This window comes from Bradyrhizobium sp. LHD-71 (genome assembly GCF_031157255.1).
Taxonomy (GTDB): Bacteria; Pseudomonadota; Alphaproteobacteria; order Rhizobiales; family Xanthobacteraceae; genus P52-10.
Map to the genome: position 1 here is coordinate 62,489 of NZ_JAVIFX010000005.1, position 26,059 is coordinate 88,547.

Sequence of the window (26,059 nt, forward strand, 5' to 3'; positions counted from 1 at the left end):
TTGGGAGCACGCAAGCGTACCGCGATCAGTCTTTACACCGGCGTCGGCGGACTCGATTTCGGGTTCGAGGCGGCGGGTTTTGATACGGTTGCGGCCGTCGAGCTTGATGCTGCTTCATGCCGCGCCGTGCGCCTTAACCGTCCCAAATGGGGCCTGATGGAAGGCGACATTCACGACATCACCTCTGAAAGGATTTTGGCGACCGCCGGTCTTGAGCCGGGCGAGGCCGATGTGCTGATAGGCGGCCCGCCCTGCCAGCCGTTCTCTAAGTCCTCGTATTGGGTCAATGGCGACGCGCTCAGGCTTGACGATCCCCGCGCCGACACGCTCACCGCCTATCTGCGCGTTCTGCGCGATGTGCGCCCTAAGGCGTTCCTGCTCGAGAACGTCTACGGTCTTGTCTATAAAGGCAAGGATGAGGGACTGCGGCATCTGCTGACCGGTATCGAGCAGATCAATCGCGAGACGGGTACAAACTACACCGTGAGCTGGAAGATGCTTAACGCAGCTCATTATGGCGTGCCGCAGAATCGCGAACGAGTGTTTCTTATCGGCAGCCGTGACGGCGCGTCCTTTCAGTTTCCAGCCGCAACTCACTGCAGCGCTGAAGAGCATTCGTTGCTGGACGATCGCGAGCCGTACAGGACGGCTTGGGATGCGATCGGCGACCTGCCGCGCCTCCCGAATGAGCCTTCGCTCGAAGTAGGCGGCAAATGGGGCGACCTGCTTCCAACCATCCCGGAAGGCCAGAACTATCTGTGGCACACCAATCGCGGCGGCGGAGCGCAACTGTTTGGTTGGCGCACGCGCTACTGGAGTTTTCTGCTTAAGCTCGCGAAGGACCAGCCGTCCTGGACTATCCAGGCTCAACCGGGTTCAGCTATTGGGCCGTTCCATTGGATGAACCGCAAGCTCTCGGTACAGGAGATGTGCCGTCTGCAAACGTTCCCTGATGGTCTTTCGTTTGAATGCGGGCGGACAGACGTGCAGAGGATGCTCGGCAACGCCGTGCCATCCTTGCTGGCTGAAGTCCTTGCGCGTGAAATCCGTCGTCAGCTTCTTGGCGACAAGAAAAGCCTTGGCGCGCTCAAGCTCATCGCGCCGGTCCGTCACCCTGTACCCGCACCCGAGCGCCTTGCCCGATTGCCTGCCAAATACAAAAGCCTGATCGCTGATCATGCCGACCATCCGGGCGAAGGGCGCTTGCAGGCTCGGAAAAAGCAGGCGAAGGAGGCGGAGACGCTGCCGCTGCTGCCTGCCGCTGCGGAGTGAGCTAGTACTTCGGCACAGAGGTTTTGACCGGTTGGACGGGCGGAACGTGCTCCGCCCTAGTTATTGTGGAATATGCGCGGCCCGGATGGGTCCGATCATGCGGAATGTAAGGGGGAACGACGTGGGAAAAACAGAAGAGCCGAAGGAATACGTCGTCTTCCCTGAGGAAGCCATCAAATATCTACCCGAAGAATGGAAGAAACACCTCTATGCGCTCAAAGAAGAGGGACAAGGCGTCCTTGAGGCAGCCGACGACAATCTGAAGATATTAAATCGTCTTGCCCATGCGTTCCCAACTATGGCTAGCCTTCGCTACATCCAGCATCGGCTCGCCTCCACCAAGTTCGAACCGACGATGGAGTGGGTGCTTGAGAACGATATGCTGACCTTGGCGTTCGTAACGACATACGTCCGTCTCATCGACGGCGGCATCGGCAGCGGCGTTTCCCGCGGCGCGTTACCCGCTGAGCTTTGCTCCGTGCACGACAACATCATTGAACTTCGCAACAAACGCTATGCTCACAACGCCGGCCACGACTCGATAACCGGAAATCTGGAAATCGGTTTTGAAGATGGGAAGTTCGACATCGGCGTCAATTTCAATATGGGTTTCCATGTGGGAGGCGCGCTCGAATGGGAGCCTCTTGTTGTATTTCTTGACAACTTGATGTTCAGTCGACTTCACGCCCAGCTGACGAAGTTGAAGCAGAAAACGGGTCGCGAATGGACCTTCCCTAGCGGGCCACCTCCGAAATGGGTCTCGTCAGGACCGGATAGCACAACTCCTGCCGAGGATGATGGCCTAATAGTCGTTGCTTAAGGCGGGCGCATGGAGCCACTACGCCGGATGTCGTTGCCGCAACCGGTCAAACCTCTGTGCTGGGGTGCTAGGCCGCCTGCAAGAAGGTGCGGACCGATTCTTCTATCGTGTCATCGCTCGCGGCCTCGCATTCCCAAATGACAAGAACCTGCCAGCCAAGCCGATCCAGGGCTTCGTAAGCTGCCGCATCGCGTTGCTGATTCCGGCGCAGCTTGGGTAGCCAGTACTCGGGCCGGGACCTCGGCAGGCGCGCGAGCCTGCATCCGGCATGCTGGTGCCAGAAGCATCCATGGACAAGGATCGCCTTGCGAAGCTTCGGAAACACAAGATCCGGCGTGCCAGGCAGATCGCGCCGGTGCAGCCGGAACCTGTAGCCGAGACGATGCGCTGCTCGGCGCACGGCAAGCTCCGGTCCGGTATCGGTTTTCCGGATGAGCCGCATATGCGCGCTGCGCGCTTCAGGGGTTAGTCGGTCAGGCATTCTTGCAGAGCCTTATCGCTGGACTTGCCACAAACGCGCCACAGGCCGAAACGGATAGAAACGGACAATGGCGGATTTCTGCGGGTTTCAAAGAATTAGCCACTGTGGCAAAAACGCCCGCTGAAGGGTCGTTTCTTTCCGTAACTTTCAGCTAAGTCATTGAGAGAAAAATGGTGGGCGGTACAAGGATTGAACTTGTGACCCCTTGTGCGTGTCGAGCAGAACAAATAGAAATCAGAACAGCAACTTACGCTGCGCTAGCCACAGACGCGCCACATGACTCTCGCTGCATACAGCTAAGAACGCTGACGCGGCTCTCCTGCGTAGCCTCCGCGCGCTCGATCAGGTGACCGTAGACGTTGAGCGTGGTCTGGATGTTGCGGTGCCCCATCAGCGTCTGAATGCGCTTCAGGTTCACGCGCTGCTCAATGAGCATCGACGCATAGAAATGGCGAAGGTCATACGGCTTGTACTTTGGCCGTTCAACGGTCTTGCCATCCTCTTCCACCTTGATCATTAGACCGGCTTCTTCACAGGCGCTCGCAAAGCCTCTGTTGCGCCAATTCCTGACGCTCTGCCATTGGCCCGTGCTGGTTGGGAAGACAAGGTCGTAGTCATTCTGCGCGGCATGGTTCTCCGCGTAGTGTCGGACCATGCCCAGCGTATCCTCGCTCAGATTGATGAAACGGCGTCCGGCCCGGGTTTTGGTTACGGAAATCTCTTTGCCGCCGCCATCGAGCGCCCTGTCGACCTCGACTCCGGTCTCCTTGAGGCTTGAACTAGCGAGAACGAGATACTCCTGGGGCCGCATACCGGAGTCCACGGCCAGATAGAGCATCGGCCTGTATCTCTGCCATGTCTTCGCAGTCTTTTTGTTGGACGAATTTGCAAGGCGATCGGCGGCAGAAAGCAAGTTCTGGATGTCGCGCTCGCTCGGTATCACAACCGCCTCGTCATAACGCGAGGAAGCCGTGACGGTGACGCCTTCCGCCATATCGTAGGCCAACACCGCGCGGCCAACCAGTTCTTTGACCATGGAGTGAAAGGACGTGAGAACCTTGTTGGTTACATCGCGGCTGTGATGCTTGAGCAGCCACGAGCGAAACTCGATGATGTCGGGCTTGGTCAGTTCGTGCAGCTCTTTCGACCATGCGTAATCGTTGATGATTGCGGCACGGTATTCGTAGTTCGCCAGCGTGTACTTGGTGACCGGCTCCCGGCCATTCCGGCCCTCGCGCTCGCACACGTCCAGCCATTTCTGGACGCCCTGCGATACGGTTCGTATCTCAGAGCTTAGCGGCGCGGCGGTCGACCGTGCGCTTGAATCTTCCCTGAACGCAAGCGCCTCTTTGCGCGTTGCGAAAGTCTTGTAGGCATAGCCTGTTTTCGACGACTTGGTTGAGTAGCGTACTTGGTAAGTCGTGCCTTTCCTGCCTACCCGTTTTCTTATGTCTGACATTTAATCCTAGTGAGTCATACCTGACCCGATAATTGCAAGCATAAAATCAAAACCTGGCGGAGTTCTCCGCCTCTCCCTGCGCGTCCATGTAAATCTTAACAAGCGTGCCCTTCTCGATCCGCAGCTTGCCGTCGATGGGATCGACGAAGAAGGGAAGCTTCCGGGAGCCGGTCGCATCCTTGTCGGCGGCGCGCTTCATCTGGCGCTCGTTCAGCTCCACGCCCATCTCGGCGAGAACCTGCCGGGCCTGATTGAGGTCGATGTAGCAAGGCTGCCTCACAGCTCGTAGTCCTTGCAGGCAGGCCGATAAGGCCGAGCGGATTTCGGTATCTCACGCCTGGCTCTTCGGGTGCGCCTAGCTTAATCTCAAGCTCTGAGTGGTCCCACAGAGCCGGCACGCTGGGGCTCGAAAATGCACAAGTCCCGCCGGTACTTTCTCGGCACCGATCGTCATTTCATAGCGGCGACGTTTCTGAAGATAGCCGTGAAGCTTTGCATGGTCGGAATCTAGGAAGCGTCGGGCCGATCACAAGCCATGGGTGAGATAGGGGCCTTCCGTAGTGTGGAGCCCTTGCATAGTGCAATTCTTGTTGCCCCGTCATACCGGGCGCGGCACGAAGGCTTCACCCGTCACGAACAGGAAGGCACTTACTCCTTCGGGACGCCCGACGTCTTGATCACGTCCGCCCACTTGGCGATTTCTGCTTGAATATATGCGGAGAATTCCTCAGGATTTGACGAGGACGCCTCCGCGCCTTGCTCGGCGAGCTTTGCCTTGAACTCTGGCATCCGCAACACCTGCCCAGCCGCCGCACTGAGCTTCTCGATAATGGGTCGCGGCGTCCCCGCAGGAGCCAACAAACCGAACCAAACCCCGGCACGGAATTCCGGTAAGGTAGATTCAGCAACGGTCGGGATCTTAGGTATTGCCGGCGACCGCTCGGCAGTGCCGATCGCTAGCGCCCGCAGTTGGCCAGACGCCAAGAAGCCGCCCGCAGAGAGCACATTCACAAACATCATCGAAATTCGACCGGCGACCAAGTCAGTCAGCGCCGGAGCGCTGCCCTTATACGGTACATGGACAATGTCGATGCCTGCCAACTGCTTGAACAGTTCAGTGGCTAGATGTACGGCCGTTCCATTGCCGACCGAGGCGTAGTCGAGCTTTCCTGGCTTTGCCTTCGCCAACGCGATCAGCTCAGACACGTTATGTGCTGGCACGGACGGATGGACGGCAAGAAGGAATGGCAGCACTGCCACTTGGCCGATCGGAGCCAACTCCTTGACTGGATCATAAGGCAGTTGGCGATAAAAGTGCGGCGCGATGGCCAGAGGGCCGAGATCGGCCATCAGGATTGTGTAACCGTCGGGCTCAGCCTTGGCGACCGACGCCGTACCTATGGTTGCGCCTGCTCCTGGTCGGTTGTCGACATAAACCGTTTGCCCCAGATTCTCCTTCAATTGCTGCGCCAGTAAGCGTCCGACAATGTCAGTCCCCGATCCGGGTGGATAAGGCACCACGAGACGAATGGGCTTGTTGGGATAATCCTGCGCAAAACTTGCGGTGAGGGATGTGACGAGAACGATGGCAGTGATGGCAGGAAGCAGCACGCACATCCATAGCTTTGGCCGAACACCTGGACATCCAACAGATGCCAACGACCGATGACGCGCAAATGGATCTGTTCGGGACCAATAACGCAGTGAACCGCGTCTTTGCTGAAGCCTTTTCATGTCGATGGAAGCCTCCCTGCTGTTATCGCCTCCAGCGTCTTTCTTCTCCGCTGGATCGCCGGATTCATTTCGCTACTGTCGGCTCCTGGAAGCTCGGCGATCGCCTTTTGGAATACAGGCGGCGATCACGTTCGCTACGTCGTTGACAGCCTCGATGTTCCAGCAGGCCGCGATGACTTCATCCATCTGAGTGGACGAGATCACCGTCCCCTGCTCTCGGAACTTAGCTTCAAGCTGTGCATCGCTGAGCGGACGCTCCAGATTGCCGAGTGATCCCTCGAGCTTCATTCCAAGTCCACGACCATCCTTGAGCCGGATCGATACTGCGACCGCATCCTCTCCAATATCCGGATCAACTCTGGCATCTGTGATGTCTCGCAGCGCCCGGAGCGTCGGGTCGTTGGCTGCTTCATCGGTGAATTCCGCAAGCCCGCCTTTACCTCGCCCAAGACCGATGGCCGCAGCATGATAGATGGAGAACTTGGCCTCGAGGCCGGTGCTGATCGCTTTCTTGTTGCAGAGATCCTTGACCAGAGGAGCGACACGCAATTGCACTGATGCGATCTGGTCAGCAGTCAGGTTATGTTTGTCACGAAGCTGGATGCAGGCATCGATGGTGGGATGAATCACAAGGCCACTTGGAAACGGCTTGTACGTGTTGTCGTGGAGCTCGAACCTCACGCCTAAGGAATCCACGATCTTGCCGAAGTCATAGGAACCGGCTTGGACAGCCGCAAAGCCGCGCGGCCCCTCCAGGGGCAGCAGAGCGGCAGTGAAGCCCTTCTGAGCCAAGAGCGCGGCCATATAGCCGCTCTGGGCCGACCTTCCGGGATGGAAAGACTTGGCCATGGAGCCGAACATTTCGCGCAACCCCGCCGATTGCGTAGCCGCAAGGCCGATAGCGTTTGCCGTCTGTAGAGAGGTGAGGCTCTGCAGCTTGCCAACAGCAATCGCCGCTCCGAACACGCCTATCGATCCAGTGCTGTGCCAGCCAGCGAGGTAATGTGCGGGATAGGTGGCGTTGCCGATGCGTGAGATTACCTCGAAGCCGAGGATGAAGGCATGCAGAAAGTCGGCGCCGGCAACCTTGTTTGCACTGGCATAGGCAAACAAGGCGGCGGCGACTGGGGAGCTGGCGTGAATATAGTTCTTCGGCAGCGTGTCGTCATAATCATGGACGTGTGTGCTGATACCGTTCAGAAGAGCTGCGAACAAAGGGTCGAAACGCTCTCTGCGTCCGAGCACCGCAGATGTCGGCGGGCCACTAAAGGGACCGATGGCTTCAATCGCTATGTCCACGGCCCGGTGTTCGGCGCCCCCAAGCGCACAACCGACAATATTCAGCAACGCGCGTTTTGCTTCGTGCCTTACGTCCTTTGGGATATCCTGCGGACGGCTTTCGCAAATGTAAGTCGCCAGCTGTCCCGTATACGACATGCCGCAAAACTTCCTCTTAGCCGGCCTGCGTCAGTGCGCCGACGAGCGCCTCGGGATAGCCGCAGACCTCATCGATCTTGCGCGAATATTCCGCTAGAAACTGCTGACACGGACGCAGACTGCTTCACGGATCTGCATCCTGGTCGGATGACGCCTTCATGGCCGGCCGTCATGATCAGGAAGCTTGTCTACTGCGCCCAGAGTGATCTCGGGAAATACCAATTGAAGGCCCTGGTCATAGGTATATCCTATGACATGGCCTTCATCTTAACAATGCTCGCCATGGATGTTCGACAGCTCAACTATTTCGTGACCATCGTGGATTGCGGCAGCCTCGGCAGAGCGGCGGAGAAGCTCAATGTTGCTCAGCCTTCACTCAGTCAGCAGATCATTCGTCTGGAAGACGAGCTCAAAACCGTCCTGCTGATTCGAAGCCGGCAAGGCGTGTCGCCCACGGCCGAAGGTCAGGCCTTGTATCGTCACAGCCGAGTGGTGTTGCGACAGATGGAGCAGCTCAAGCAGGAAGTGCGATTGGGGACGAGCCAGGAAACCGGCACGGTTGCCGTGGGATTGCCGACGGCGGTGGTGACCATCCTTGCCATGCCGCTGGTCCAACGATTGCAGGCGCAATATCCGGGTATTCGGCTCCAGCTTTTCGAGAGCATGAGTGGCTATATCAACGAGTTGCTCGCCGGTGGTCGGCTTGATCTCGCTATCCTCTTCCGCGACGCGGATACGCGCGGCATCACGGCATTGCCGCTTCTTGAAGAGCAGCTCTATGTCGTCGGTGAGCCAGGAAATGGGGTCGGCCCGCGCGCTGAGACTTGCCCTATGGCACGGCTGAGCGGCGTCCGCATGGTGGCGCCCGGCGCGTCGAATGGGCTTCGTATCCTGCTTGAACGAGTCTTTTCCCGAGAAAGACTTGAACTCAACATTGTCGCTGATATCGATTCACTGCCGACTTTGATCTCAATCGCGCAGGCCGGTCTGGCCTGCACGATCCTGCCGGCGTCGGCCCTCGCCCAATGGGAAGTCGTGAAGCGGCCAAAGATGCGCCGATTGACCGGACCGTCATTGACGCGGCCGGTCAGCTTGTGCTGGTCCAACGCGATGCCGATTCATTCCGCCACCATGGCGGTGCGGCAGACCATCGTCGACCTGGTCGGCGAACTGTCGGCCAGCGGTCTCTGGGCCGGCATCAGCCTGCCGTCACGACAAGGCTAACGGTCATAGTGTTAGGCTATGCCCAACCCAGAAATCTGACGACCAAGGGCGTGGATGTCATCGTCCCTGAACGTGGAATCGACTGTACTCGTACCGCAGCAATAGTCTGTCATCCGGCGCGACGAACGGCGCTGGGATGTACATAGTGATCTCTTTCGAGATTGGTCCGTCCAGACCTGCACGCTTCGTCATAATGGCGAAGGAACGACTCTGCCGATACGGCGTCTCGAGTGCTTCCAACCCGGTGAAGGATAGGTGTTACGGCCAATCACTGGAACGGGCTTAGGTGCATGCGGATCGACAATTGTCTCCATGATCCGGTCCGGGCATCGCGCATTCTGCGCCGCCGGAAGGGTAGTCCGCATGGCGCCGCGCATTGGCCACTAGGTCTATATCAAGTTCATTCCGTAGATGTCGAGCGGAGGTCGATCCAACGTAGAATTAACGTCGACCCATAGCGTCGATTAACGACCATCGCTTCTAAACGTCGAAGAACACCGTTTCGTTGTCGCCCTGTAGATGGACATCGAACGTGTAGACGTTGTTTGTGCCGGCCTTGCGCTTCGCTATCAAGGTTGCACGCCGATCGGAGGATACCAGTGCGAGTACGGAATCGCTGGTGTTGGCCGCCTCGTCGTCAAAATAGATTCGCGTGTACAGATGCAGCAGCATGCCGCGCGCGAATACCGCGAGCAGAATGTGCGGTGCCTGCGGCTTGCCGTCGGCGTCAGGCACTACACCGGGCTTGATGGTGTCGAACACGTAGCCGCCGCTCTTGTCGGTGTCGCAGCGGCCAAAGCCGTTAAAGGGGGAGTTCGGTGGTGCATGCGCATCTTGCGGATCGGAGAAGTGGCCCTGCGCGTCGGCCTGCCAGATCTCCAGTATGCAGTCCGCAATCACGTCGCCGTCGCCGTCGTAGACTGTGCCCTCGACCCGGATGCGCTCGCCGGACGTATCTGATGTCAGCAGATTGCTGGTGAAGGCGTCGTTCCACGCATATTCGCCGTTCGGCGTCAGACCGTATTTGAAATAGGGGCCGACGGTCTGCGAGGGCGTGATGCCATCAGGACGAGGTTTCGACACTCACTTGCTCTCCATCGGCGTGGCATTACGCCCGCGTAGAACGATATCGAAACGGTAGCACAGCGCCCATTCAGGCTCGGTGTTCTCGAGATCGAAGGACGAAATCATCCGCGCCCGCGCCTTCCCGTCGGTCACCGAGTTGAAGATCGGATCGAACGGAAACAAGGGGTCGCCGGGGAAGTACATTTGCGTCACGAGACGTGAAATGAAGGAGTGACCGAACACCGAAAAGTGGATGTGCGCGGGTCGCCAGGCATTATGGTGGTTGCCCCAGGGATAGGCGCCAGGCTTGATGGTGATGAACTTGTAGTAGCCGGCCGCATCGGATTGCGTGCGACCAGCGCCTGTGAAGTTCGGATCGAGCGGCGCCGGATGTTGGTCGACGACATGGATGTAGCGGCCACAGGCGTTGGCCTGCCATAGCTCGACTAACGTGTTGGGCACGGCGCGGCCGTCTTCGTCGAGGATGTAGCCGTGCACGATGATGCGCTCGCCGAGCGGCTCGCCCTTCGACTGAATGGTGAGGTCGTTGTCGTGCTTGCGAACGGTCTCATGACCATAGACCGGCCCGGTCAGTTCCGAGAGCGTATGCCGTATCGGGATCAGCGGCTTCGAGGGCGTTCGCTTGATCGAGCTGCGATACGCCGGAGACAGGCGCGCGGGATGGGCGCTGTTCGAAGCCACCGGATAAATCAACGTCATACAGTGTCTCCGGACAGATTCAGTGACATTCGTCACGCGTTCGACATCACGCCGGTGCTTTGAAATCGTAAGAGATGCGCCCGGCCGGTAGATAGAACAGCGCGATCACTGCGCCACCCCTGACCTCCGGGTAGTGCCGGCTGCCAGGATCGGGCGCAGTCCAGCCTGGTCCTTGCCAACCCTGCAGTCCCTTTAGCTGTGCGCCCTTGTCGAGAGGAACGACGAGGTTGAGCTCACCATAGGGGTGACCGTGATATTGTCCGCGCAGCACGTCATGATCGTCCTCGTCCTTGAAACGGCGCGGATCAGTGCTGTTCATGTAGACCGCAGTGATACTGAACTGGAACGTTTCGGGGACCGGCTCAAGGATGCGGCTGCGCCGATAGTTTGGGCCTTCCACTTCCTGGTTCGCCGCCCAGCCCTCCTCGACCCCCAATTTGATAAGACGAGCAAGATCCTGGTACAACGCGCTGTCTTCTCCATAGGTCTCGTTGAGCCATCGCTCCATCGCTGCGCTCGGCGTCATGTCCTTGACTTCGCGCAGGAAAGGAATGCTGCGTTCGATGAGCTGTTCGCGGCTTCCCATGACTTTCTCCTCCGTCAATTAGGCCTTATGCTTCAAATCCCGCGAACGTGGCGAACTCATCAACGTTCGCTCGCGGCATCAATCTTTTCGTCTCCTGAACCCTGGCACGACCGATGGAGATGCCGCACACCACCATCTGCTCTGGCGGGATCGACAACAGCGGGCGCAGAATCCGGTGGTATTTCGAGAACGTCTCCTGCGGACAGGACTGAAGCCCACGCCCCGCTGCCGCCAGCATTACGTTCTGCACGAACATTCCAAGGTCCAGCCAGCTTCCGACTTCCAGCCGACGGTCGATCGTCACAATCAGTCCCACCGGCGCGCCGAAGAATGTGTAATTCTTTGCGGTTTGCCTGCTCCGCGCCTCGACATCCGTTTGAGCGATGCCGAGCGATCCGTAGAACAGTCGTCCAAATTCCTGTCGCCGCCTCAGGTACGGATCAGGTAAGTCACTGGCGTAATATCTGTATTCCGACATGTGCTCACCGCTGGATGTTTCGTGTGCTTCCAGCAGGGCCGCTGACACCCCGTCCTTTGCTGCACCCGCGAGCACGTAGACGTGCCAAGGCTGGATGTTCGCGCCACTCGGTGCGAACCGGGCGACGCGGAGAATATGCTCTATCGCCTGTCGCGGGACCGGAGTGTCGCAGAACTCGCGGCAGGCAGATCGACCAGCCATGATCTCGTCGATCCGGCCCAGCCCATCGGTACACCCGCCGATCACGGCTTCTTCAAGAACGGACATCCGCCTTCCTCCATCGGTTTGAAGGCTTCTTCTCCGGGAATAGTCGCGATCAGCTCGTAGTAGTCGAACTTGTATTTTGACTCCTCAAGCGATTTGACGCGGAACAGATACATGTCGCGGACCAGCCGACCGTCTTGACGGATCCGGCCATTCTTTGTCATGAAATCGTTCACCGGCATCTCGCGCATTTTGGCGGCAACGGCCGAACCATCGAGCGTGCCGGCAGCTTCGATCGCTCTGAGATAGTGCAGCACCGCGCCATAGGTGCCGGCATGGATCATAGTGGGCACCTTCTTGGTCTTCTCGATGAAGCGCTTCGACCACGCGCGCGTCTCATCGTTGAGGTCCCAATAAAACGCCGAGCTCAACATCAGGCCTTGCGCGCTTTGCAACCCGAGGCTGTGAATGTCCGCGATGAAGACGATCAGGCCGGCAAGCTTTTGCCCGCGCGTCACGCCAAACTCGCCCGCTTGCTTCACGGCGTTGATGAAGTCGCCGCCAGCATCGGCAAGCGCTATCACGTCGGCCTTGGATGCCTGCGCCTGCAGCAGGAAGGACGAGAAATCGGACGTGTTGATCGGATGCCTTACGGCACCCACCACCTTGCCGCCGGTGGCATCGATCACCTTTCGGCTATCGGCTTCAAGCTGTGCGCCAAGCGAATAGTCCGCCGAAAGGAAGAACCAGCTCTTGACGCCGAGACGTGAGATCGCTCTCGTCGTGCCCTGCGACAGCGCATAAGTGTCGTAGGTCCAGTGGATTCCCGTTGGCGAGCACTCGTCGCCGGTTAGCCGCGAAGTGGCCACGCCGGTCGCGAGAAACAGTTTCCTCTTCTCGCGTGTAATGCCTTGCACGGCAAGCGCGACCGCAGAATTCGGGACATCCAGGATGGCCTCAACGTTGTCGTTCTCCAACCACCGACGGGCGATCGTCAAACCGACATCCGCCTTGTTCTGATGATCGCCCGCGACGATCTCGATCGGGCGCCCGAGCACCTTGCCGTTGAAATCGTCTACCGCCATCTGCGCGGAGACAACCGAGCCTTGGCCGCCATTGTCCGCGTAGAGGGACGACATGTCGGTCAGCACGCCGAGCTTGACCGGCCCGTCCTGCGCGGTCGCCGACGTCGCCATCGTCGCCAACACCAGTCCGAGCGACTTGTGTGCGACACTTCGAGCGAACCTCACCCAGGTTTTCATGGTTGCTTTCCTCGCAACTCGGTCAAGGAAATCTTGTCCAGAACGGTGCTTTTCGGAAGTGAAAGTCTTGCAGGTTAATCCTGAATAGGATTCAGATGGGTGGTGACAAGGCGGCAGTAAACTCGCCGAGAATCCGATCATCATGCCCGGCGAGCGGCTGACTTAACGGCACACGATCGCAATATTTCCGAGGCGCGCGATCAGCCACAGACGGGACTCTCAGCGTGTCCGTTTCCTTCAAGACTCTGGATCTGAATCTGCTCAAGGTATTCGACGCGATCATGGAGGAGCGCAGCGTGCTACGCGCCAGCCAGAAGGTCGCATTGAGCCAGTCCGCCGTGAGCCACTCGCTCGCCCGGCTGCGTGAGATGCTGGATGACGAGCTGTTCGTTCGCACCGCCACAGGCATGCAACCGACTGGGCGCGCGTTGACGATGGCGCCGCAAGTTCGCCAGGCACTGCGATCGTTGGAGGCCGCCGTCGAGCTGCCGATCTTCACTCCGGCCGTCTCCACTAAGCCGTTCACGCTCGCCGCCAACGACTTCACGACGATGGTGTTAGCGCCGCCACTGCTGAAGATATTGAGCCGAGAAGCTCCGGCGGTCGATCTGACCATCAAGCCGGTGACGCGGATCGATCTTGCCGAGCAGATCGACCTCGGCCGCATCGACGTCGCGATTGGCGTGTTCTCGTCTCCGCCGAGCCGCCTCCGCACGGCTTTCCTATTCGAATACGACGATGTGTTGATCGTCAATGCGAAACGCAAGCTCTCCCGGTTAGACAACGCGAAGCTCGCCGCAATGCCGCTGATCGTCGTCTCCTTCGGCGGAGAGCAGGAAGGTGCGATTGGAGGTTTCATCTCCGAGCGAGGTCTTGCCAGACGCTCGGAGATGTACGACCGCGTGGCGCTCGAGCGAGCGCTCGCAAAAAGCGACCGGCCGCCACGGATCGCGGTCTCATTGCCGCATTTTCTTGCCGTGCCCGCACTACTCCAAGATTCGGAACTGGCGGCCATCGTCCCGCGTCCACTGGCAAAAGCGCTCGCACAAACCCACGCGATCGCAGCCTATGACTTGCCCTACAGCACGAGGCCGGTCGAGGTCCGGCTGTTGTGGCATGAACGTGTCGAAGGTGAGCCATCGCACAAATGGCTCCACGAAATCCTCCGACGCGCGACCGAGGGCCTCAGGCGCGGGCGCTAGCGCGCGTCAGGCCGCCGGGGTGCGGCCGAGGCGCTTCTTGTGTCTGAGGATACGGCGAATGAGGTCGGCGACATGGCCCGGCGCATAGGGCTTGGGAATCAGCGCGTCGGCGCCGGAAAAGCGGGTGCACCTTCAAATTCCGGCCCGAGGTGAGCAGGATCAGGATCGCCCGGTGGTTTCGGCACACCCGGCGCGAGACCGACGCTGTCTATGGCGCCGGGCATCTCGATATCGGAAAAGGTCAGGCTGTTCGGTTTGCCCCGATCTAATAAGCGCGATCGCGGTGACCGCGTGACTGGCTTCGACGACATACCAGCCGCGCTGGTTGCCTGATTGGAGAGCGCGGCCAACTGTCAAGCGGAGGCGAACGGCAGCGTCTGGCGATCGCACGTGCCCTGATCGCGCAGCCCGACATATTGCGGCTCGATGAACCCAGCGCGGGTCTCGATGTGGAAATCGAGCACAGCATTCTCAGCATGCTGCGAAAGATGTCGCTCAACGTCGGCAACGTTCATCGTCGCGCCGACAAGCCCTAGCGCGTCCCGGCGCTCCCGAAGCTGATGATCATGCAGTTGTCGCCGACCTGTGGCCGGTCCAGTGCCTGCCCGAACGAATCGACGGGAGCTATGACGATTCCGGCCACTTCGAACGCGTCAATCCGTTCCCGCGGTTTGGCGTATCTCGCCCAAGAGTGCGCGGCGAGCGCTGTCCCGCCAGAGCCATACGCAATCGTAGATCACGGGCGGCGCGCTCGCCGCAGATTAGCCTGTCGATCACTAGTTGATGTCGCTGGCGGGCGAATGCTTGCATACCCATCCTGAGCGTGCAAACTAAGATGGCCACAAATAGAAAAAGGCCTCGCCGGGTTGTCGGCTCTCGGTTTGGCAAAATTCAAAGCCCTGCGTTGGGGCGATGGGAGGGCGTTCCGATGGGATGGGCTTGCACCTGCGTCCGGCTGGCCACTTTCTTTCTTCTAACGTTGTTCGTGTCTGCACCCGCTGCAGCTCTAGACTCGTTTCCAACGAAGCCAATCAAGATGATCGTGCCATTTCCGGCTGGGAGCGGATCCGATGTGTCTGCTCGACGCATCGGACAAATCATCACTCAAGCGACCCAACAGTCGGTTGTCATAGAGAATAAACCCGGTGCAAATGGCTTTATTGCAGCGCAAGCCGCTGCAACGGCCAAGCCGGACGGATATACGTTATTCTTAACGACCAATACGACTCACTCGGCCAACCCTGCGCTGTTCAAGTCACTACCGTACGATCCTGTTCGAGATTTCGCACCAGTGATACGCGTCGGAACGAACGGACTTGCGATTGTGGTGGGCTCGAACAGCGCCTTTAAATCTTTAGATGATCTCATCAGTGCTGCCAAGAAAGCGCCTGGCAAACTTGCATTCGGTAGCGGCAGCTCATCGTCGCAAATTGCGAGTGAGATGCTTGCGAGCATGGCTGGAATCAAACTTCTTCACGTTCCTTACAAGGGAATGCCGCAGGCGCTAACCGACGTTATGAGCGGGCAGCTTGATTTCATGTCGGCGGATTATACGACATCGACCCCTTTAATTCAGGCGGGTTCGATGCGTGCTTTGGCAGTCACGGATACAAAGCGGAATCCAAATCTACCAGACGTGCCTACGGTCGTCGAACTAGGACTTCCCAAGTACGCAATGTATTCCTGGACAGGACTCTTTGCTCCGGCAGGAACTCCAGCTGAGGTCATCGACAAGATCAATTCGACGGTTCGCGCCGGTCTGGAGCAGGACGATGTCAAGGATACTTACCAGCGGAGTGGGGCGACCGTTTGGACGTCAACGCCAGCTGAACTGGGCGATTTTGTTAAGTCGGAAATGAGTAAGTGGGCTGACGTGGTCAAAGCTGCGGGAATAGCCCCTGAATAGAGATGCAACAGGCTTGCTGCGAGAATTGCAATCAAGTGCTTAAGGAGAAGGCCGCAATCCAGCGCGATATCAAACAAGTAACGCGCCGACCGGTGTGGCCATCATCAGCAAGGCCTGCAAGAAGTCACAGCGGCCGTGAGAGCAGCTGGAGAGCATGTGACGCGCGGCGTAAGGACAGTGAAGCGCCTTGCGAAGGGTGATTTGCCATGAGTTTCCACTCCTGAGCCGTTTTGTGACATTCGATAGCTGAACGTCTTCCCACGTACCTGCCGACGTGAGGGATGGTTTCGACCAATTCGATCTCTGTCCAGCCTTGTCGCCGGGCGATCTCGATATGAGTCATCAATTCGCCTTGGACGCCCATGGCAGCGTCAGTCACCGCGCAAAATCAGTGTACGCGTGAGATCGATACCCTCCCTTAACCAGAGAGTCAAAGAAGGAGAAGACGATGCTCAAAGCAAGACAAGTAGCCCCACTCCTTTTGTCGCTCTTGCTAGTGTCCCTGCCTGTTATCTCGGCCACGCCGGCTATGGCGCAGAAGCAGGGAGGCACGCTGCGTCTCTACCAGCTCGATAACCCGCCCTCCGCATCGCTGCATGAAGAGTCGACCATCACCGCGGTCACTCCATTCTCGGGCATCTACAACAACCTGGTGATGTTCGATCCGTTTAAGCCGCACGAGAGCCTCGATACTATCGTGCCGGATCTCGCGGAGAGCTGGACGTGGGACGCTAACCGCACGAGGCTGACCTTCAAACTGCATCAAGGCGTTACATGGCACGACGGCAAGGCATTTACAGCGAAGGACGTCCAGTGTACGTGGCGCATGCTGATCGGCAAGTCAGACAATGCCGACTTCCGCCGCAACCCGCGCCGGGTTTGGTGGTCGCGTGTCGAAGACGTAACGACCAATGGCGACTTCGAAGCGACATTTGAACTCAATCAGCCGCAGCCGAGCCTGCTGGTGCTGCTGGCGAGTTCATTCTCGCCAGTTTATCCCTGCCACGTGGCGCAGAACGTGATGCGTACGCGCCCAGTCGGAACCGGCCCCTTCAAGCTTGCCGAAATCAAGCGCGGTGACTCCATCCGTCTGACACGCAACCCGCACTACTTCAAGAAGGGCAAGCCCTACCTCGACGAAATCACCTTCAAGATAGTCGAAAGCCAGGCGACCCGCCTGCTGGCCTTTCAGACTGGTGAATTCGACATCACCTTTCCTTCAGACGTCCACGTGCCGCTGTTCAAGGACCTACAGGCACGCACGCCGTCCGCAGTATGCAAGATGACCACGACCGGCACACTGACGACGTTATTGGTCAACCGCCTCAATCCACCGTTCGACAGGGTCGCAATTCGCGATGCGGTGTCGCTCGCTATCGATCGCAACGCGATGAATACAATTCTGTTGGAAGGTAAGGGCCTGATTGGCGGAGCCATGCTGCCGAAACCCGCTGGCGAGTGGGGTATGCCGAAGAGTATGCTAGAGTCACTGCCCGGCTATGGGCCTGACAGCGCCAAGAATGTCGCCGACGCCCGCGAACTCATGAAACAGGCAGGCTTTAACGAGAGAAATCCGCTAAAGATGAAGATCCAGACGCGCAATCTCGCGACCTATCGAAATCCCGCGGTGCTGATGATCGATCAACTCAAGAAGATTTTTATTGAAGCTGAACTGGAAGTTCTCGACTCGACGCAATGGTACGCGCGCTTGACCCGCAAGGACTACACGCTGGCGCTAAACGGTATGGGGGTCGCGGTCGACGATCCCGATGGCAATATCGTCGAGAACTACGCCTGCGGCTCCGACCGAAACTACACGCAGTATTGCGATGCAAATGTTGACAAGCTGCTGGCCGAGCAGTCGCGGGAACCTGACCGCGAGAAGCGCAAGAAAATTGTCTGGGAGATCGAGCAGTATCTGGTCAAGGACACCGCGCGTCCGGTGATCCAGTTCAGCGTTGCCGGCAACTGCTGGCATAACTACGTCAAAAACTACGTACCGCACGACAATAGCCAGTATAATTACACTCGCTTTGAGGATGTGTGGCTAGACAAATAAGCCGCATTGAGAAAGGTGACGTTCGATCCTCTTGATCTTCGATAGGAAGACCAAGGTCTGCTTCAATCATAATCTGTCGATCCTGAAGGTGGCAAGCGCCGCGATAGGGACCGCGGCTCACGGCAGCCGGTGGTCTTTTGTTCGAGCGTGTCGCTCGAGAGACGAGGCGCGGCCGTGAGGGACAACATGACGGCGGAGTTGCGGCGCGCGATCCGCGTTTTCGTATCGATCTTTCGCGAATGAAGAGTTTTATGCGGAACTCGCGCAGGGCACCTTTCCGAAAGCGTCTTGAGGTTGATCGCCAAGTCAAACCTTGTCGGTAGTTCGACAGTAGTAGCGCCAGCTTTTCGTTTCCTAGAATCTTGTCGACTCGAGAATCTCCCTGTCGTGCCATCTCAACAAGTCAGGCGCGTTCAAAATTCCAGAACGATATAACGATCCTCGACAGTCACCGGAACGGTTTCGGCCTGAAAAAGTCCGCGCGTCAGTGCCTCGCCGGTTTCGACAACGACGGGAATGCTGCGCGCACGCGTTGCGCTGTCACACCAGGATTGGCCGGTCTTGATCTCGAACAACCAGCCATGCCACGGGCAACGCACCATCTCTCCGCGCTGGATCAGCCGATACGTGCCGGGCATATCGGAATCGGGGCGACCAACGATATCGCCGCGACAGACCGCGGCTCCCTCATGCGGGCAACGATTGACTAGGGCGTAGAAGGCGTTGTCGATGTTGTAGACACCGATCTCGCGCCCCGCGGCGCTAACGATTTTGCATTGTCCCGGCGGGATCTGGCTTGCGAGCGCAACGACGTATTTCGCCATCAATCGAGGCCGTAAAATGCCAGCGCGTTGTCGCGCATGATCATCCGCTTCTGCGCGTCCGGAATGTGCGTCCTGAAGGCGTAGCGCGGATCGTCCTGATCCCAGTGCGGATAGTCCGTCGAGAACATCACGCGATCCCATCCGATCCACTCGAGTATATCGAGAAGATCCTCGCGTCGTTTCGGCTCCTCGATCGGCTGCGTCGTGACCCAAATGTGGTCGTGAATGTATTCGGACGGCAAGCGCCTGAGATGCGGCACCTCATCCCGCATGCGCGTGAAGTGCTTGTCGAGCCGCCACTTCAAGGCGGGGAGCCAGGCAAAGCCGCCTTCGACCAGGACCGCCTTCAGCTTAGGCACTCGCTCGAAGACGCCTTCAATCACGAGGCTTGTGGTCAGCGCTTCGTTGGTCTGCACATAAGACGGATGCTCCTCGTGATAGTAGGACGGCCATCCGGTGCCGGTCGGCGGATGGCCGCCGACACCGCCAAGATGCAAAGCAATTGGAAAACCGTTCGCGGCGCAGGCCTCGAGAATCGGCAGATAGCGCCGACGGCCGAGCGGCTCAATGCTGCGCGGCGGGATCATCACCTGCGCAAATCTCCTATCGCCCGCGCGCTTCTCGATTTCTCCAATTGCGGCGTTTTGGTTCTCGAGGCTGATCTGCACGGAGCCGAGAAGCCGTGACTCGCGGTCACTCCATACCGTGGCCTGCCAGTCGTTCATAGCGGTGGCCAGCGCCGCGCCGAAATCGACGTTGCGCTCATCGGACGCGCCGCCGCCGAGCGGCAACATGATGCCGTGCCGTACTTCGAACAAATCGAGCAACTGGGAACGCATCAACTCAAGGTCAGAGCCGGGCGGGCCACCGTTCGAGGGCCAGGCATTACCGCGCATGCCATTGCCGGGGCTGATGCGGGGGTAACTCGATGTCGCGGCAAATGGCCCTCGCGAGCGGCGGCCTACGGTCGCGGCATGCTCGCGCCAGCGCTTCGGCAGAAATTCCTGAAGCTCGGTGGGCGACTTGAACATTGGGTGGATGTCGCAATCGACAAAGCCGAGATGCGCTTTTCCTTCGGTTTCGACCGGCGATTTGGCATTCGCTAGATGGATGTTCATGCCGCTTACTCCAAGGAATCACGGGCCGTGTGCGACAATCGAGGGTAGGTCATCAGCGGATTGTCGAACAGCATCTTCCTGACCAGCGCATCCGGTAAACCATCGGGAACGGCATCGTCGCCGTCGAAATGCCAGTGCGGATAGTCGGTCGAGAACAATAGGATGTCCTCTGAGCCAAGCTGTTCGAGCAGACGCTCGAGCTGTTCGCGGCGCGATGGCGCGTCGAACGGCTGAATAGTGAAACGGACATGGTCGCGAATGACCTCCCCGGGCGCCTGATGCAGCCATGGCACTTCGAAGCGAACCGCGCGCCAGGTCTTGTCCGCGCGCCAAATCGTGCCCGGCAGCCAGGTCACCCCCGATTCCATCATCACGATCTTGAGCTCAGGAAACTTGACGAAGACGCCCTCGGTAACGAGGCTCAGTAGCTGGGCCGCGAAGGCCTGCGCCTGCGCCACATAGTCTTCGAGATAGTAAGATGGCCAGCCGATCGACGAAGGCGGGTGCCGGTAGTTGCTGCCAGCGTGAATGCCGATCGGCAGCTTGTGGAACTCTGCGGCGCGATAGATGGGCCAGTAGGATCGGCGCCCAAGCGGTCGCTCGCCCATCGCCAACATTAGTATCTGCACAAAGCGTCTATCGATTGCGACGCGTTCGATCTCTTCGGCGGCGAGCTCGGGGCTTTCCGCGGGAACGACAATCGATGCGCGCAAGCGCGGATCGCGATCGAGCCATTCCTTCGCGAGCCAATCGTTGGTCGCCTTGCAAAAGGCCAGGCTCATGTCCTCACTAAGCATGATTTGCGTGCCGTGGATGCAATTGCACACGGCAAATTTGAGCTTGAATTGATCTAGCACTTTCGATTTGAGGTCGCCGAAATGCGATCCTGGCAAAGCGCCGTCCGAGGCCTGCCAATCCGGCCGCACCGAGAGCGGTGCGCGCGGCGGCAGGCTGCTCATCTGGTAACTCTGGCTTTCGACGCCGCGGATTCGGACGTGATCCGCCCAATATTCATCGAGGAACGGCACCAGCGTGCGGGTCTGTGGCACCGCAATATGGAGGTCGCAATCGATGGCGCCTGGTAGGGGTGCCGGCAAGGCTGTTTTCCCAGAGCGAACAAGTCTTGAAACTCTATGCGGTTACCGCCGTCAAATCCATGGTGAAAGTCACAGATCTGCAATGTCATCGCGACTCGAACGTGTGACCTTTGCCTTTATGGCCTTGCTCGTTCCATTCGCCAATGGCCCAGATCCGCCCGATCCGCGATATCTGTCGCCAACGCACCCGTACCGTTGGCCGGATAGAGAGTTGTTACGGCGAGGGCCGAACGAAGATCAACGCATTGAAGTCCTAGAGATTGCCGCCGAGTTCGAATCCCATGCATTCTGGGCGCGGGCGCGTGAGTTTTTGTCCTAGCCTTAGAATGTGTTCGTGCGCTTTGCGCCTTCAAAACATCGACCGACTGCCCCACCTCTAGCGGAACGGTGGAGATAGAAACTCGGTGGGCTGTACACTTTCACCAACGACTTGAAGATCGATCCTGCTGATCAGTTCCGAACGGTGCACTTCAGCAGCGCTCATGGCGGCCATCGTCTGTCGCAACGTACCGACGTTTGATCCGAGCGACACAATCCCGCCTAACACCACAGCGATCGATGCGATGGCAGCGACCTGATTGAATCCGAATAGGCCGAGTATAGTAACGAGCAGCAATACGACGCCGCCGGCGATTGCCGCTTTGGAAACCATTATGATCTTTCGGCATCTCTCGGAAACTTCGGCAAGTTCCTCGAGTTGCGCTTCGATCCGTGAAACTTCGTCGCTCGGATTGTTCTCGTCCATCAGATTCAAGTTTAGATCCGCATGGTTGACCGTCGGAAGTAGCGGGGGGTCTGCTCACTCCGTCCCTGAGCGCTACAGGCATCCATCACGATCGACGAAATGCCCACTCAGAGCAAAACCGACGCGCGGGTAGCCTCTCGCTTTCAGACGATCTTAGTTTGCCGACTCCAGAGGTAGCAACACCAGTTACATGTCATTGCCGCCTTGTTTGGCGCGTACACTCGGGCGAAACCGAGATCCAGCATATCGAGTTCCGCCGCGGCTCCTCCGAATATCACCCAAACATCGGCGAGGTCCGCTTTGGCCTCATGAACGGACATTGTTAGCTTGAAGCCAAGCGTCCTCTAAGGCCAAGAGCAGACGTTTAGAGATCATAAAGCTTGCGGTGGCGATCGCGCCAAGCAGCAATCGTCAGGTGAGGATCGCGGGCGTCGTGCCGCGCGACAGCCAAGCGACCCTCAACACTGGGACGTGAGACTCCTCGTCGGCAGCGTTCGCCGACGGTGCCTTGAAGCGCTCGCCGAGCTCACTGAAGTCGACAGTCTTGAAGGGTCATGCCGCCCTTGCCGTCGGGCACAGGCACGAACTTGGTGCCCAGGGCGTCTACTCTGGTTGAATGCCAAGTTGCTTCAAGGCTGCAATTAGTGCGGCCGAGTCATTGGTAAACCTCTTTTTCGCCTCTGCGGCCGGAATGGCAGGATCCAGATGAAACTGGTCGGTTGCCTGCTGAACACGCGAATCTTTGCCGCCCAGAACCAATGCTTCAGAGAGCTTTTCCAGAATATCTTCGGGTGTTTGGGCCGGTGCCCAGAACCCAACATAGCCACGAATATGCGACGCCTGCGACTTAAGGCCCTGCTCAGCCAAAGTCGGGACGTCGGGAAAGGCCCGGTTTCTTGTTCCCACCGACGCAATCAGCTTGCCCCGCCCGGCTTGTAGAATCGGCAACGTCGGAGCCGTGCTGCCGACCCCAATGTCGGTTGAACCAGCCATAAAATCGGACCACATGGGAGCTTCGCCACGATAATGGATAGGCTCGATTTTCAATCCGTACTGCTGATTGAGCTCTGAAGCCACCAAGTGTGGCGTCGAACCGATGGCATATGTAGCCATGCTGAGCTTGTCGGCTTTCTTTGCGAACTCCACAAACTCTTTGAGATTTCTGACGCCGGTGTCGGGCTGTACGACGACCAAACTACCACTACCAGCAACGATCGTTACGATTTCGAAATCCCTCTCAGGATCGTAGGATAGATTCTTCATCGTAACGCGATTCTGAATCATCGTTGTCGAGATGGAGGCCATGAGGGTGTAGCCATCGGGGCGCGCTTGCTTGACGTCGAGGGCGCCGACAGTCCCGGAGCCACCACCTTTGTTCTCAACGACAAAGGGCTGACCAAAGTGACGGCTGAGAAACTCCGAGTATGCTCTTGCCACGACATCGGTCGAGCCGCCTGGTGGATAACCGCACACGACCCGCACGGGTTTTGTTGGCCACGCGGCTTGCCCAGAAGCTCGCCAGCCGAGCAATGCCGAACTGGCGATCGCCGTTCCTGTTGCAATAAGTGACCTGCGATTCATGCGCTTAGCCATCTGTCGGATCCTCCGTGTTCTTATTTTAGTGTTCGATTGTAGACAGTGTTGCCACTACAACTGTAGTGGCCTGCGTATGGATTGTGAAGCAGCTCGCGACTGCATGCCATCCGCGCTGTGAACGCCGCGCAAAGACTGAATGCAGTGCGCGTGCAACGCCGCGGTATTCGATCTGTGCCGCCTACCCTCGCATTCAGTCTCGTCATTGCGGAAATGCACACTAAAGCTATCGTTTGAGTTTTGAGAGAGTCGGCCGCGAATCACGCAACTGAGTTAAAAGTCCGCTTGCGCCCTCCACTGATGACCAGACATCGTGCGTGCGACAATGCGCCTTCACTAAGGGACAATAACTGCCAGTTGGAGCGGCGAGGTCCCGGGGTTTGCCATACTTGAAGCACCGAGCTTGCGGGAATCGAAGAACCTGGTTGAACTCGGTGATGACGAGCTCTTCGTTCGAGCCACGCATGTTGGAGAACGGATTTTCTCAGTTGGCGCCCGGCAGCTTGTCGCGAAATAACGCAAGCAGTGCCGCGGAGGAACGATAGAACCTGCGAGGTGTTGGACCTCGATGATCTGGTTCCGGAGGAAATGATGAGCGCACCGGTCTCGACGTGTTCAACAAGACGCTGCAGAGCCTCGGCCTTCGACGGTACTACTCGGGCAACTCGTCGCCAGACATCTTCCGTTTCTCCGGGTCAGTCGCAAGGCGTCTAATCAGCTCGCACTCAGCGGCGTCAGCGATGACCTTCTCGCGCCTTCAAGTCTTGCACGTTTCTGACTCTCTGTATGGCGAATGTGACGCCGATGCTTTATATGTTCGAGCAGTCTGGCGCGTTCAGGAATGCCAGCAGCTTTCCAACCAGCTCAAATCGACAGAAAATTTTAAAATTGCTGGAATGAATGTTTGTACACCCCAATAGAGGGCTTTGATGTGGATCAACGACGAGGTGCGCGCTGTTCGCTGGAGGCGCGGCCTTTCGCAAGCGTAGTTCGTGAACATTTTTTTATGTGGAGGCAGACTCATGAGCATTCAGCGATTCCTGGTGGCGTGCGCGGCGGCGCTCGCTGCATCGATGTCGGCGAGTTACGCCGGCCCATGCTCACACGAGATCGGCCGCGTGCAGGCGGAGATCGACGCCAAGCTCGAAGCGAAAGCGGCTGCCGGGCCGTCCGCGCGCGAGAGCACCGCAGCCAAGATGCATCGTCAGCCGACGCCGGACTCGATCGCAGCCGCCGAGACCAGGCTTGGTGAGGTGTCGTCACAGAAGGTGGAGGCGGTCGCAGCGGCTATGGCGCGGGCGCGCCAAGCCGACCAGGCCGGCCACCAGAGCGCCTGCGAGCAGGCTCTGGTCGACGCGCAACGCGCTCTTGGTCCGTAGCCGGCGCGCTCGAACCAGTAGTTGGTTCTGCATGTTTGATCTTTTTGGACCGTGAGGAGAACGGGTGGATGGGCGGACGTCTCGGCACGAATCATTTTCCAAAAACTTGGACAGCGTACCGGACGCACCTAGATGATCGAGAATCGTTCCAGCGCAGGCCATATCGGCAACACAGCAGTCGCAACGTCGCCGCCGGACGGATCTGTGCTCCTCTACGGCAGTTCCTCTCTCTCTGTCGCCCAGTCGCTTTATGCGAGCATGAATGTCCTACCGGCGCGTGATCTGGCACCGGTCATGCTGGCCTTACGCGGCGCACTGATCCTCCGTGCTGCAGCCACTAGACTTATGGACTATGTGGGGGATGGCCTTGTCTTTGCGCGCTGGTGATCCAGAAGGCGCGCGGCCGCGCGCGCCTATTCTGCCTTGGCGCCACTGACTTCGACCGCCTTAGTCCAATGCGCCAATTCATTTTTTCCCGATATGGCATATTCCGTAGAGCCTAGTACATCCAGCTCGAGCCCCTGAGACTTTGCGAAGGTCGCGAAGTCGGGAGTGCGCAGAATCTTCAGCAGCGCCGCCGACAGCCGCCCCTGAATCTCGACTGGCAGCCCCTTGGGGCCCAAGAAGCCGATGCTCGTCGCAATATCAAATCCCGGAAACCCGAGTTCGGTCAGCGCCGGCACGTCGGGCAACGCCTCGGTACGACGTGCGCCATAGATCGCAAGCGCGCGGAGAGTGCCAGTCTGAACATGCGGGAGCGCGGTCGCCAGTGCCGGGAAACTCATCGCCACCTGGCCGGAGATCGTATCGACGATCGCTCGATCGCCCCCCTTGTAGGGTACGTGCAGCGCGGTGACCTTAGCCATGGCAAGCATCATGGCTGGCGCCATGTGGGTGACACTGCCGGACCCAGCTGAGGCATAAGACAACTCGTCTGGATGCGTGCGCATATACTCAATCATGTTCTCCAGCGTCCTGAACGGGGACTTCGCAGGAACCACCAGGACCAGATAGGCACTGACGGCCTTCGCTAGCGGCGTGAAGTCTGCAATCGGGTCGTAAGGAATCTTCGCATAGAGCGCCTTGTTCGAGTAGACGGGTGACGGCGATGCCAGGACTGTATAGCCGTCCGGTGGCGACTTGGCGACCTGATCGATCCCTATGATGCCGTTGGCGCCAACCTTGTTTTCGACCGCAACGCTGGTCCCTAGCTCTTGACCAAGCCTTTGCGCTACGAAACGCGCCGTGGCATCAGTTGCCGTGCCGGGTGCAGCCGGGACGATCATGTGGATAGGCCGGCTCGGATACGGCTGGGCCGCCGCGGGACCGATAAGGCTTGCGGCGATCACGGCGACGAGCGCCATCCGAAATGAATGCATGCTGTACCTCCCTTG

At 58.5% G+C, this 26,059-nt stretch carries 25 protein-coding genes; 9 read left to right on the forward strand and 16 right to left on the reverse strand.

Annotated features, from left to right (window positions below):
* Positions 1–1,272 carry a DNA cytosine methyltransferase gene (locus RCO31_RS06675; RefSeq protein WP_308967464.1) on the forward strand — a complete coding sequence of 424 codons (1,272 nt, stop codon included), beginning with the start codon at positions 1–3 and terminating at the stop codon, positions 1,270–1,272.
* Positions 1,273–1,393: 121 nt separating this feature from the next.
* Entirely contained in the window at positions 1,394–2,092 is a 699-nt protein-coding gene (locus RCO31_RS06680) for a hypothetical protein (protein WP_308967465.1), read from the forward strand.
* 67 nt (positions 2,093–2,159) lie between these two features.
* Here the strand turns inward: RCO31_RS06680 and RCO31_RS06685 are convergent, their stop codons facing one another.
* The 5 genes from RCO31_RS06685 to RCO31_RS06705 all read right to left on the reverse strand — a co-directional run bounded on the left by RCO31_RS06685 (position 2,160) and on the right by RCO31_RS06705 (position 7,203).
* Positions 2,160–2,573, reverse strand: a complete 414-nt coding sequence (locus RCO31_RS06685) for a very short patch repair endonuclease (protein WP_308967466.1) — start codon at positions 2,571–2,573, stop codon at positions 2,160–2,162.
* 247 nt (positions 2,574–2,820) lie between these two features.
* Entirely contained in the window at positions 2,821–4,032 is a 1,212-nt protein-coding gene (locus RCO31_RS06690; RefSeq protein WP_308967467.1) for a site-specific integrase, read from the reverse strand.
* A gap of 46 nt (positions 4,033–4,078) precedes the next feature.
* Positions 4,079–4,312 carry a hypothetical protein gene (locus RCO31_RS06695; protein ID WP_308967468.1) on the reverse strand — a complete coding sequence of 78 codons (234 nt, stop codon included), beginning with the start codon at positions 4,310–4,312 and terminating at the stop codon, positions 4,079–4,081.
* Between the two features lie 368 nt (positions 4,313–4,680).
* A complete protein-coding gene (locus RCO31_RS06700) occupies positions 4,681–5,649 on the reverse strand; it encodes a tripartite tricarboxylate transporter substrate binding protein (RefSeq protein WP_308967469.1) in 969 nt (322 codons plus the stop codon).
* Between the two features lie 189 nt (positions 5,650–5,838).
* The gene (locus RCO31_RS06705; RefSeq protein ID WP_308967470.1) at positions 5,839–7,203 is read right to left on the reverse strand and encodes an MmgE/PrpD family protein; all 1,365 of its coding nucleotides are present in this window, start codon (positions 7,201–7,203) and stop codon (positions 5,839–5,841) included.
* A gap of 171 nt (positions 7,204–7,374) precedes the next feature.
* On the opposite strand from RCO31_RS06705, the gene RCO31_RS06710 reads away from it, so the two are divergent.
* Positions 7,375–8,427, forward strand: coding sequence for a LysR substrate-binding domain-containing protein (locus tag RCO31_RS06710; protein WP_308967471.1), 1,053 nt, complete (start codon positions 7,375–7,377; stop codon positions 8,425–8,427).
* Positions 8,428–8,907: 480 nt separating this feature from the next.
* Here RCO31_RS06710 and pcaG read toward each other — a convergent pair whose 3' ends face one another.
* From pcaG to RCO31_RS06735, 5 genes are read right to left on the reverse strand one after another with little or no spacing between them, the layout of a single operon-like run.
* Positions 8,908–9,510 (reverse strand): protocatechuate 3,4-dioxygenase subunit alpha, encoded by a 603-nt coding sequence (gene pcaG, locus RCO31_RS06715; RefSeq protein WP_308967472.1) that lies wholly within the window; start codon positions 9,508–9,510, stop codon positions 8,908–8,910.
* Entirely contained in the window at positions 9,511–10,212 is a 702-nt protein-coding gene (gene pcaH, locus RCO31_RS06720; RefSeq protein ID WP_308967473.1) for a protocatechuate 3,4-dioxygenase subunit beta, read from the reverse strand.
* A gap of 46 nt (positions 10,213–10,258) precedes the next feature.
* Positions 10,259–10,798 (reverse strand): DUF4863 family protein, encoded by a 540-nt coding sequence (locus RCO31_RS06725; protein ID WP_308967474.1) that lies wholly within the window; start codon positions 10,796–10,798, stop codon positions 10,259–10,261.
* 25 nt (positions 10,799–10,823) lie between these two features.
* A complete protein-coding gene (locus tag RCO31_RS06730) occupies positions 10,824–11,543 on the reverse strand; it encodes a nitroreductase (protein WP_308967475.1) in 720 nt (239 codons plus the stop codon).
* On the reverse strand, positions 11,519–12,742 hold the full coding sequence (locus tag RCO31_RS06735) for an ABC transporter substrate-binding protein (RefSeq protein ID WP_308967476.1): 1,224 nt from the start codon (positions 12,740–12,742) through the stop codon (positions 11,519–11,521). The genes RCO31_RS06730 and RCO31_RS06735 overlap by 25 nt, the downstream gene beginning before the upstream one ends.
* Before the next feature lie 224 nt (positions 12,743–12,966).
* On the opposite strand from RCO31_RS06735, the gene RCO31_RS06740 reads away from it, so the two are divergent.
* The 4 genes from RCO31_RS06740 (at position 12,967) to RCO31_RS06755 (ending at position 17,909) form a co-directional block, all read left to right on the forward strand.
* Positions 12,967–13,944: a LysR family transcriptional regulator gene (locus tag RCO31_RS06740; RefSeq protein WP_308967477.1), complete on the forward strand. Its 978-nt coding sequence runs from the start codon at positions 12,967–12,969 to the stop codon at positions 13,942–13,944.
* Positions 13,945–14,327: 383 nt separating this feature from the next.
* Positions 14,328–14,480: a hypothetical protein gene (locus RCO31_RS06745; RefSeq protein ID WP_308967724.1), complete on the forward strand. Its 153-nt coding sequence runs from the start codon at positions 14,328–14,330 to the stop codon at positions 14,478–14,480.
* A 500-nt stretch (positions 14,481–14,980) separates the two neighbouring features.
* A complete protein-coding gene (locus tag RCO31_RS06750) occupies positions 14,981–15,850 on the forward strand; it encodes a tripartite tricarboxylate transporter substrate binding protein (RefSeq protein WP_308967478.1) in 870 nt (289 codons plus the stop codon).
* A gap of 448 nt (positions 15,851–16,298) precedes the next feature.
* Complete coding sequence (locus tag RCO31_RS06755) at positions 16,299–17,909, forward strand: ABC transporter substrate-binding protein (RefSeq protein WP_308967479.1); 1,611 nt, start codon at positions 16,299–16,301, stop codon at positions 17,907–17,909.
* A 413-nt stretch (positions 17,910–18,322) separates the two neighbouring features.
* On the opposite strand, the gene RCO31_RS06760 is transcribed toward RCO31_RS06755, so the two are convergent.
* From RCO31_RS06760 to RCO31_RS06780, 5 genes are all read right to left on the reverse strand, one after another.
* On the reverse strand, positions 18,323–18,733 hold the full coding sequence (locus RCO31_RS06760) for a Rieske 2Fe-2S domain-containing protein (RefSeq protein WP_308967480.1): 411 nt from the start codon (positions 18,731–18,733) through the stop codon (positions 18,323–18,325).
* Complete coding sequence (locus tag RCO31_RS06765) at positions 18,733–19,851, reverse strand: amidohydrolase family protein (RefSeq protein WP_308967481.1); 1,119 nt, start codon at positions 19,849–19,851, stop codon at positions 18,733–18,735. The genes RCO31_RS06760 and RCO31_RS06765 overlap by 1 nt, the downstream gene beginning before the upstream one ends.
* Before the next feature lie 5 nt (positions 19,852–19,856).
* Positions 19,857–20,948 carry an amidohydrolase family protein gene (locus RCO31_RS06770; RefSeq protein WP_308967482.1) on the reverse strand — a complete coding sequence of 364 codons (1,092 nt, stop codon included), beginning with the start codon at positions 20,946–20,948 and terminating at the stop codon, positions 19,857–19,859.
* A gap of 376 nt (positions 20,949–21,324) precedes the next feature.
* The gene (locus RCO31_RS06775) at positions 21,325–21,693 is read right to left on the reverse strand and encodes a hypothetical protein (RefSeq protein ID WP_308967725.1); all 369 of its coding nucleotides are present in this window, start codon (positions 21,691–21,693) and stop codon (positions 21,325–21,327) included.
* Positions 21,694–22,296: 603 nt separating this feature from the next.
* Positions 22,297–23,286 (reverse strand): tripartite tricarboxylate transporter substrate binding protein, encoded by a 990-nt coding sequence (locus RCO31_RS06780; protein WP_308967483.1) that lies wholly within the window; start codon positions 23,284–23,286, stop codon positions 22,297–22,299.
* Positions 23,287–24,308: 1,022 nt separating this feature from the next.
* On the opposite strand from RCO31_RS06780, the gene RCO31_RS06785 reads away from it, so the two are divergent.
* Together RCO31_RS06785 and RCO31_RS34675 are read left to right on the forward strand one after the other, a co-directional pair.
* Positions 24,309–24,665 (forward strand): hypothetical protein, encoded by a 357-nt coding sequence (locus RCO31_RS06785; protein ID WP_308967484.1) that lies wholly within the window; start codon positions 24,309–24,311, stop codon positions 24,663–24,665.
* A 132-nt stretch (positions 24,666–24,797) separates the two neighbouring features.
* Positions 24,798–25,052, forward strand: a complete 255-nt coding sequence (locus RCO31_RS34675) for a tripartite tricarboxylate transporter substrate-binding protein (RefSeq protein ID WP_374991437.1) — start codon at positions 24,798–24,800, stop codon at positions 25,050–25,052.
* 26 nt (positions 25,053–25,078) lie between these two features.
* Here RCO31_RS34675 and RCO31_RS06790 read toward each other — a convergent pair whose 3' ends face one another.
* On the reverse strand, positions 25,079–26,044 hold the full coding sequence (locus RCO31_RS06790; RefSeq protein ID WP_308967485.1) for a tripartite tricarboxylate transporter substrate binding protein: 966 nt from the start codon (positions 26,042–26,044) through the stop codon (positions 25,079–25,081).
* Positions 26,045–26,059 lie beyond the last annotated feature (15 nt).